The sequence below is a fragment of the Pedobacter sp. genome (assembly GCF_035317785.1).
Classification (GTDB): Bacteria; Bacteroidota; Bacteroidia; order Sphingobacteriales; family Sphingobacteriaceae; genus Pedobacter.
In genome coordinates this window covers 1-9702 of sequence record NZ_DATHGC010000311.1, presented here as the reverse complement: position 1 = coordinate 9702, position 9702 = coordinate 1, and the positions used below count along the sequence as shown (strand labels likewise).

Below are 9702 nucleotides of genomic sequence, written 5' to 3'. Positions count from 1 at the left end.
AATGATTTTGTCCCCGAAGTCCAACCCCGATCATTGCGATCTTAACTTTATCTGCTGCATGGGCTGCAAACAAAGGGCCGTCCGGTAATATGGTAACGGCCGCTGCAGTTAAGCTTGAGTTTCTAACAAATTCTCTTCTGTTCATAGTAATTTTTGGTTCCTGATATTTATACAGTTTTATAGCCGCTAATATGGTATTGTTCAGTTAATGCTTAAATTTAGCACAAGGTATTGACATTAGAACAGTATATTAAATCCATAACCAAATAAATACACACAAACGTTTGCACCAATTATTTTAAAAAAATCATAAATGCTCCGGCAGTTTTATCTAAGTTTGATGTAATGTCTAATAAACCAGCTACAATAAAGGAAATAGCAAAAATCCTAAAGATATCTGTCTCTACGGTATCCAGGGCTTTAAATGATCACTCAAGTATAGGCTTGGTGACAAAGCAAAGGGTTAAAAAACTTGCTGCTGATCTGAATTATGAGCCAAACCAGAGGGCTATCCAGTTTTTACACGGTAAATCATTTGTTATTGGGGTTATATTACCTGAATTATCAGAATCTTTTTTTTCAGAGGCCATCAGCGGAATAGAAGATATTGCCTATAAAAGAAATTATACTGTACTGCTTGCCCAGTCTCACGATGATGCCGGCCGGGAAAAGCTTTTGGTAGAAAAAATGAAAACGCAGCGTGTGGATGGCTTATTGGTTTCCGTTTCCAAAACCACCAGTACCTATGAGCATTTCGAAATGTTTAAGAAGATGAACATTCCAGTAGTATTTTTTGACCGGATCCCTCCGTTGAAGGATATTCATTATGTGGCCAGCAACCTGGAAACGGGAACATATGAAGCGGTAAGCTTTCTTCTAAAAAAAGGTCACCGGACCATTGGGATGATCAATGGACCAAGTACTTTGCTGGCCAGTCACGAGAGAAAAGAAGGATACATTAAAGCAATGGTTTCAAACCGGCTCAAATTTGACCCTTCGCTTGTCATCAGCTGTGATCTTTCAGAAGCCAGCACTATAGCAGCAATGGATGCCATGCTCAATCATAAAAGGAAACCTACGGCTATAGTCACCTTTAACGACTACGTGGCACTCTTTGCAATGCGTTATGCGAGGTCGCTAAATCTATCGGGTATTGACTTTGTGAGCTATGCCAACCTGCCCATCATCAGTTATATGGATTATAGTCCGATTGCATCCGTAGAACAATTTCCTTATCGTCAGGGAAAGAAAGCTGCCGACATCTTAATAGATCTGATCAACAGACCAAAATTACAATCTGAGGTAGAACAGGCTTATTTTAACATTGTTGTAGAATCTGAACTGGTCATCGGCAAGCACCCATAATTTGGCGCAATCGTTTGCACACTTGTTTAAATTCTGAATTACTTAGGTTTGAATGTATTAACGATAATCTATTAAACGAATGCTAGAAAAGATCCTGTCCGTGTATGGTTTAAATCCGAATGAAATTACAGTTACACCTTTTGGTGATGGATTGATCAATCACACCTGGAAGGTATCCGGCAATACCAGGAGCTATATCTTTCAAAAAGTAAATACGAGTGTATTTAAGCTTCCTCAGGCAATAGACGAAAATGTCAACAGCATTAAGACTTATTTATCGGGTAAATTTCCCAATTATCTTTTTATATCACCTATAAAAGCGACAACAGGCGGTTCCTTGTACCAGGACAATGGCGATTATTACAGATTATTCCCGTTTGCAGAAGGCTCTCATTCCCTCAATTATTTGGAAAACGAAGACGAAGCTTATGAGGCAGCCAGGCAATTTGGAAAATTTTCAAAGTTACTCTCCGGCTTCAACACCAAACAATTGAACATTACAATTCCTGATTTTCACAATCTTTCATTGAGATATGAGCAATTCGTGGCTGCATGCTCCGGCGCCTCAGACGAAAGATTGAAACATGGCGCAGACTACATCAATTTCCTCATTCGGCATAAAGACATTGTAGATACTTATATCAGTATTTCACAAAATCCGCAGATTCCATTACGTGTCATTCATCACGATACCAAAATAAATAATGTACTATTTGACGATCACAAAAAAGGTCTGTGCGTTATAGATCTTGATACTGTAATGCCGGGATATTTTATAAGTGACGTTGGAGACATGATGAGAACTTATCTTTCTGAAGCCAGTGAAGAGGAAACGGACCTGTCCAAAATAAAAATCAGAAAAGAGTTTTATCAGGCTATCTTCAATGGTTATATGAAGGAAATGAATGAAGTACTGACGGATGCTGAAAAACAATATTTTACCTATTCGGGCAAGTTCATCATTTACATGCAAGCCATTCGTTTCCTTACAGACTACCTGGAAAATGACAAGTACTACGGGGCTAAGTATGAAGAGCACAATCTGAACAGGGCAATCAATCAGATCACCCTGTTAAAAGAATACCTAAAACTTGAGGATGAGCTATAGCTCACCTTTTTTCATTTCATTCACCGCATAATCCACTGCTCTTGCTGTAAAAGCCATATAAGTTAATGATGGGTTTTGCGTTGATGTGGATGTCATACTCGCGCCGTCTGTCACAAATACGTTCTTGCAGGCATGGAGCTGGTGCCATTTATTCAGCATCGAGGTTTTTGGGTCATTTCCCATACGCACTCCACCCATTTCATGAATGTCCAGACCGGGTGCCTGTGATGCATCGTTGACTTTAATGTTTGTGAATCCGGCTGTGGTAAACATTTCTGATAGCTGTTCAATATAGTCTTTCTTCATTTTCACATCGTTATCGTCATAATCCACAGAGATTTTTAACAAGGGAACTCCCCATTCGTCTTTTCTGTCCGTATCCAGCTTTACATAATTACTTTCCTTTGGAATGGTCTCCCCCATCATATGGGATCCTACCCGCCATGGGGTTAGCCTTTTGCTCTGCAGCTCAGACTTTAGCTCAGATCCGATACCGGAGGTGTTCATCTCAGTACCTCTGTAAGCAGAAAAACCGGCTGCATAACCTCTTTTGAAATTAGTTTCCTGCTTGTGCAGATTCCTGAAGCGGGGAATATAGCCGCCTCCGACAGGATTTCTTCCGTCAGTGGTAAACTGCTTCAGTCCATCATATTCTGCGCTAATGCGCGCACTGTAATTATGGAATGCAACATATTTACCTAACACTCCGCTGTCATTGCCCAAACCATTCGGAAAACGGGTTGAAGTGGAATTTAATAAAATGAGATTGGTATTGATGGCAGCAGCATTTACAAAAATTACCTTAGCATAATATTCGGTCACTTCTTTGGTATTGGTATCTATGACCCGAACGCCCGTTGCCCTGCCCAGTTTATCGTCGTAAATCACAGATTCTACCACCGACAAGGGCCTCAAAGTCATGTTGCCTGTTTTTTGCGCCCAGGGCAGTGTCGAAGCGTTGCTGCTAAAATAGCCGCCGAACGGACATCCGCGCTGGCATAATCTGCGGTTCTGGCATTGTGCACGCCCCTGGTCAAAATGGATCTGTTTGGCCTGGGATATATGTGCCCCGCGCGCGCTGATCACATGCCGGTTTCCATATTTACTCAAAAGAGATTTCTTAAAATAATCTTCCACTGCATTTAGAGGGTAGGCAGGTAAAAATTCTCCATCAGGAAGCTCAGTCAATCCGTCCCTGTTTCCTGATATGCCGGCAAACTTTTCGACATAACTGTACCATGGCGCAATATCTTTATACCGTATGGGCCAGTCAACGGCAAAATCGTCTCTCACCGGGCCTTCAAAATCAAAATCGCTCCAGCGCTGGGTCTGCCTGGCCCAAAGCAGGGATTTGCCGCCGACCTGGTATCCTCTGATCCAGTCAAAGGGCTTTTCTTCTATATATGGATGTTCTTTGTCTTTTACGAAGAAGTGCATCGAATCTTCTTTAAAGGCGTAACACTTGCTCACCATAGGGTTTTCTTTCTTTATGGCCAGTGCGGGTTCACCCCGGTGTTCAAATTCATAGGGAAATTTATTGGTCGTCGGATAATCTATAATGTGCTTTACGTCTCTGCCCCTTTCCAGCACCAGGGTTTTTAATCCTTTTTCCGTGAATTCCTTGGCTGCCCAGCCGCCGCTTATACCGGATCCAATTACAATTGCATCAAAAGTGTTCTTTTTAACACCATCTATATTAAGATTTGACATGATTTTAGTTTTAAGCTTTAACCGGGAAATAACCATTGTAACGTCCGGGGATAAGTTCCCATACCACCAGGCTGGTCATTACATATTTAGAATTCATGTAGCCGTTAATCGTCTGCTGTTTCATCAGTTTGTAAAATGATTTGGTATCCTCTGCTGCACCGGCCTTTCCGGAGTTTACGGCGATCAGCTGTTGCCTGAGTGCTGCTGCATCCAATCCCTCAAAAGCTTTCAGGCCATTCATAAACTTTTGCTGAACAGTTTTTTCGTAGCAATCATCGATCATCTTTAGAACAAACAAATGAAGCCCCAGGTCTTTTGCTCCGGGGGTTGTCGTTTTAGGGATAATGATTTCGGCAATTTCCGCAAGCAGTTTTTCCTGTTCGGCACTTACATCCAGATTTTTCGTTTGTATTGAAGCTTTGCCTGCGCCTTTCAGAAAGGAAGGCACCAATGCCATCCCACCGGCAAATATCAATACCTGCTTTATTGCAATTCTTCTTTGCATATTTGGTGTGTTTAGCGTAAATATATTGAATTATATTTATTAAAGCTTCACCTTGAATATTGCGGCATCTGCACTTTTTAATGTCAGTTGTAAAGACTTGCTGATCTTTATATTTTTCCTGCCAAAAAGTTCGGTTGTTGTATAACCGGCTTTATTTAAGCCTAACTTTTTTAATGGGATGCTGAATTGTTTCGGGCCAGCGGAGTAATTTAAGACCGCAACGTACAGGTATCCATTGTTTTTCCTCACAAATAATTCGTTGGCCTTATCTCCGGTATTGCCGTCAACTGGCATAAAAGCCAACCCAGATCTGGCGATCTTCAGGAGCTCTTTGTCCTGAAGCCATTTCTTTGCTGCACTCTGCCATGGTCCCTCACCGGAATAGTCATCACCGGTGATCAGTGTTCCGGTGATCAGTGCAGAGGCTAATCTGGCTTTGTTGCTCCCCTCGGCTTCTGTGCCAAAGACAACATGATCAGCATCAATATAGTTGTATACATAGGTTTGCCACCACCCGTAGTTGACGCTGTTCAGTGTATATTCGGTATCCTTTATGGTTTTCCAGGCATCACAGGCTATTCTTCTGACATGAGCATACCTTCCTGTTGCCAGGCTAGGTGATATTGCTGCATAGATCAGCATTTGACCGTCAAGCCGGTTTACCAGATATTCCATTCCTGCTCTATAGGCTTGCATTCCGGTTGTTACCGATTTATCATAGAACGAATCCGATTCAGCCGCCGCATGTCCCAAAAAGTCGATCTTGATCATTTTAAAACCGCATGCTTTTAATTTGTCAATGATGTAGTCGACACGTCTCTGTGTGCCGGGATGTGTGGGATCTAAGGCTCTGGCTCCATCAAAATCATGGTACGCTCCGTTTACTTTCGTCCACATTTCCGAAAACTTATACTTGCTGCCTTCGGCTTCCCTGTCTCTTTTCGATTTCCAGCCCCAATCTGTGAACGGTGCCCAGTACACGCCAGGCTCCAGGCCTTTGCTTTTGCAGTAATCGGCAAATTCTTTAAGCTTGCTGTAATCGCCTTTCATGCCGCCGGTAAAATTATCCCAAAAGGAATCGAGGTCGATATATGCAGTCTGGCCATTTCTAAATGCAGGAATTTCAGCGGCGAAAAAATCAACAACTTTTGTTGCTTTTTCAAAGGTCAGTTTTTCCTTTATTACACCCCAGCTGTTCCAGCCAAATGGCACAGGTTTGGTCCAGTTGAAAACATATGGTATTTCCTGTATGCGATTGGCTTTGCCATAAGCTTCCATTCCGATTCTCCAGTCGGCAAAATAACCAATGAATACTTTTGGTGATTTCACGATATTTCCGGATAAGTATCCATGTTCTATTTTGTCGCGGGTTACTTTCTCATCCGAATATCCACCCCAGATGCGAAGTTCTTTTAGCTGATCAGACCTGCCTTTGCTAAAAACACCCGTTTTCCAGACCATGTGCTCAACCGATCCGAGGATCAGCCCCTTTCTGCTTTGATTTTCGTATACAGCTCCCACTTCTGAGCTGGTGTTCTCCACATCAATGTTCATCGGCTTTGCATTGTACCGTATGAAAGTATCATTGTCGAAGGGTACAAACAGTGTCCTGTTGTCCCCTTTCGCATGGAGATTCACTTCATTTGAAACCATTGGAGACATGTAGTTACTCTTTAGGTCTGCTCCTCTTAAAAATACCTCTGTAAAAAAATAATCATGCCCCGGATAGACATAGAAGACCTGTTCGAGGGTTGGCAAGCCTGTTTTAGTTAGTATTATGGTATATTTTTTTCCGGCACCCAATTTATCTGTGATGGCCGTGTGAATGGATTTCACCTCATCATAATCCTTGCTGCTGATCGCTCGACCGTTGGTTTTAACAAGACTGTATGCATTTGCAATGATTTTTATATGGGCTGCGAAAACATTATAAGTTTTTGTTTTAATATCGAAGACTATTTCAGAACCTGATCCATACGGCATATTGATCCGGCCACCTGACGCTACAGCACCTATTGGATTTGCCTTAACTGGAGAAGTAAATAGCAGAACGGAGAGCAAAAACAAAAAACCTGATTGTCTGAACATAGTTTATAGTATCAATTATTGGTTAAAAAGTTGAGGATCCGGCAAGCTGTACCTTTGCTTCTTTTATTTTTTTCCGCGCTGATGGTAACTTTTAACAGGTGATTGGTATTGGACAGATCACTCCCAAACAATACATACCAGGGCAAGTGAAGCGACTGGCTCCACTCCGTAAAGAGATCCATTTGCTGCTCTGGTCCATTATCAATGCTATATTTTACAATGCCGGCATCTGAACCGGATACAATTGCCATGCCGATTGTATTTCCTTTGAAATGGAGTGTAAAAGAAGCACCAGCCGTTGTACTAACCAGCATAGGTACATTTACGAATCCTGGACGGGTAGCCAAACCGTCTTCAGGAGTCCAGTTTTTATTGATGACCCAGTTGTTATCAAACAAGGCGTGCTCAATCTCAAGATACCTTCCGCTGGTGAAACTGCCCTTGTTGAGCAGAACTGGTTGTTTTGAGCGCTCCTTCTTTTTTGAAATGGATCTATCTTCAGCTGCCAAACCGGAGGACAACAGATCTTTGATGGCTGAGAAATAGAGTTGCTGTCCAAATGGTGACGGATGCAGGTCCTTAAAGTCCTTTTCCCAGCTAAATTCATGATTGGCCATTTTATCGCTAACCGCCTTCGCCAGATTTATGGAAGGCGAATGATAGCGGGCAGCTACCAGTTCGTGGTTTGCTACGGATACTGGTGTGATTCCCTGCCCGTATAGTTTAGTTTTATCCGGATCTGCAAAAGACATCATCACAATATCTGTGAATGGATTACTGCTTTTGACATGTCTTACTATGCCTTCCAGTGATCTGACCTGGGTAATGCTGTCAGTTCTGTTCACCTGGTCGTTTACTGCTGCTTCCAGAAACAACAGGTCGATCTTACCGGAGTCCAGAACATCACGCTGTAACCGGAATGCGTGCGGCAGGCTTCCCAGTGAAGGAATACCAGCTGCAATGAAATGAAATTTGGTATCTGAAAATCTTTGCTTCAGATAAGCACATACCATATCCCGCCAGCCACTGTTAAAGGTTATCGACCCGCCTAAAAATGCTACTGTTGCATTTTTCCTGATTGCAATTGCCTCATAGGCATTATGCAGCCCATTTCTCTTTTCGATATAGCTGTTAAATGGCAATGACTTCTGCGCAAAAGACATAAAAAAGCCCATACTCAAAACAATAAGGAGTACAGGCTTTTTCATATCATCGTATCGGTGTAATTTCACGTAATGTTAATTGGCTTAATTTTGAATTTTTAAGGTCCAGGCATATTTGCCGGGCAGCTCCTCAGGAAGCTTCACAGTCACTGCATTTCCGTCTTTAGTCCATGTCAATGGCTTGCTGACGCCAAGCAGATAAATCTTTGATCCGGCTTTTGGCTGTATACTAGTCAGCGACAATTCATTATTGTCATACTTGTTAAATATGGCATAAGTACTTTTGCCATCCTTGCTTTGTGTGAATTTGATGTTGTCTCCTTCTTTATAGTTCGTGATACCATTAGTAGCGTATATTGCTTCTTTATTTACACTGAGCCATTTTCCCATTTCAGCAAGCCGCTCAATACTTTGATCAGGAATCAGCCCTTCAGCAGTCGGACCGACATTCAGTAAATAATTACCTCCTTTGGCCGCAATATCTACCAGGTTATCGATAAGCAACTGAGTGGATTTCCAATTGTTGTCATTCTTTACATAACCCCAGTTGCCATTTAGTGTCATACAGCTTTCCCAGTAGTCTTGCGATGTGCCTTTGAGTATCTCCTGCTCAGGTGTACCAAAATCTCCGGCAGCATTTTCATACTTATTCATTCCCTCCATTCCGCCTCTGGCTTTTCCTACCCTGTTGTTAATGATCAGCGAGGGTTTGATGTTGCGCAGGTAATTGTATAGGTCTTTGCCTTGTTGTTCCGTCCATTCAGGAATCCATTCCCCATCAAACCAGAGCACTGCCGGATCATACTTTTTGATCAGTTCGGCCAGCTGTGGTTTTAAATATTCTTCTCTGTATTTATTAAAATCAGGGTTTTCGGTCGACTGGTGCTTATAATCTTTTGATTTAGCATCCGGCTGGTGCCAGTCCATGATGGAATGATACAAGCAAAACTGAATGCCTGCAGCCTTGCATGCCTCAGAAAGTTCTTTTAAAATGTCTCTTTTAAAAGGCGTGGCATCCATGATGTCATATTGGGTCACTTTACTGTCCCAAATGCTGAAACCGTCATGGTGTTTGGAAGTGATGACGATATATTTAGCCCCTGCGGATTTAGCGATCTGCACCCATTCTTTTGCATTAAATTTCTGAGGATTGAATTGTCCTGCAAATTTCTCATATTCTGCAGTAGGGATTTTGTGAGTTTCCATGATCCATTCTGCTCCACCGCCCTTTCCATTATATTCTCCAGCGGGTACAGCATACAGACCCCAGTGGATAAACATACCAAAGGTATCGTCTGTCCACCATTGCATTCGTTTAGCTTTGTCAGCTTTAGATTCTTCCAGATAGTTCTTTTGAGCAAATGCTGTGCAGGACAACAATACCAGTCCGGCCATCATCAGTGTAGTTTTTTTCATACTTAATTAAGTTACATTTTTGGTTGCGACAAAGTAAGCAGGAAAGCAATAAACTAATTCTGTAATACTGCCAATTGATTATGTAAATTTGGCATTATAACCGTTTTTACAACACAAAGACGGTGCTGCAAAAACGGCTTATTACCATTGAAATTTAAAATAAATATTTTGTACTCAGGAAGTTAGAGCTATGGCTGTCAACAATTTCATTAATCAAATGTTTATTGCTATCATTGAGTTTGGTTGCCACCAGCGACCTGATTGAGAATGATCTCAAAGCATCAATCACTGATAATGTTCCTTCGGCACTGTCCTTTCTTCCGGTAAAAGGGAATACATCAGGTCCG

At 42.0% G+C, this 9702-nt stretch carries 7 protein-coding genes and 1 pseudogene; 2 read left to right on the top strand and 6 right to left on the bottom strand.

The genetic code is table 11. The annotated features are described in order from the left end of the window. Nucleotides 1-345 precede the first annotated feature (345 nt). Complete coding sequence (locus tag VK541_RS19525; RefSeq protein ID WP_324372104.1) at nucleotides 346-1365, top strand: LacI family DNA-binding transcriptional regulator; 1020 nt, start codon at nucleotides 346-348, stop codon at nucleotides 1363-1365. A gap of 79 nt (nucleotides 1366-1444) precedes the next feature. After that, complete coding sequence (locus VK541_RS19520) at nucleotides 1445-2473, top strand: aminoglycoside phosphotransferase family protein (RefSeq protein WP_324372103.1); 1029 nt, start codon at nucleotides 1445-1447, stop codon at nucleotides 2471-2473. On the opposite strand, the gene VK541_RS19515 is transcribed toward VK541_RS19520, so the two are convergent. The 6 genes and pseudogenes from VK541_RS19515 to VK541_RS19490 form a co-directional block, all read right to left on the bottom strand. After that, nucleotides 2468-4183, bottom strand: coding sequence for a GMC family oxidoreductase (locus VK541_RS19515; protein WP_324372102.1), 1716 nt, complete (start codon nucleotides 4181-4183; stop codon nucleotides 2468-2470). The genes VK541_RS19520 and VK541_RS19515 overlap by 6 nt on opposite strands. Nucleotides 4184-4193: 10 nt before the next feature. Then, nucleotides 4194-4688: a gluconate 2-dehydrogenase subunit 3 family protein gene (locus VK541_RS19510; RefSeq protein ID WP_324372101.1), complete on the bottom strand. Its 495-nt coding sequence runs from the start codon at nucleotides 4686-4688 to the stop codon at nucleotides 4194-4196. Between the two features lie 39 nt (nucleotides 4689-4727). Beyond that, nucleotides 4728-6776 (bottom strand): alpha-galactosidase, encoded by a 2049-nt coding sequence (locus VK541_RS19505; RefSeq protein WP_324372099.1) that lies wholly within the window; start codon nucleotides 6774-6776, stop codon nucleotides 4728-4730. Nucleotides 6777-6787: 11 nt separating this feature from the next. Further along, the gene (locus VK541_RS19500) at nucleotides 6788-8008 is read right to left on the bottom strand and encodes an SGNH/GDSL hydrolase family protein (RefSeq protein ID WP_324372098.1); all 1221 of its coding nucleotides are present in this window, start codon (nucleotides 8006-8008) and stop codon (nucleotides 6788-6790) included. Between the two features lie 15 nt (nucleotides 8009-8023). Further along, nucleotides 8024-9355, bottom strand: coding sequence for an alpha-L-fucosidase (locus tag VK541_RS19495; RefSeq protein WP_324372096.1), 1332 nt, complete (start codon nucleotides 9353-9355; stop codon nucleotides 8024-8026). 154 nt (nucleotides 9356-9509) lie between these two features. Continuing rightward, nucleotides 9510-9702, bottom strand: a pseudogene (locus VK541_RS19490) (NADP-dependent glyceraldehyde-3-phosphate dehydrogenase); the annotation flags it as partial.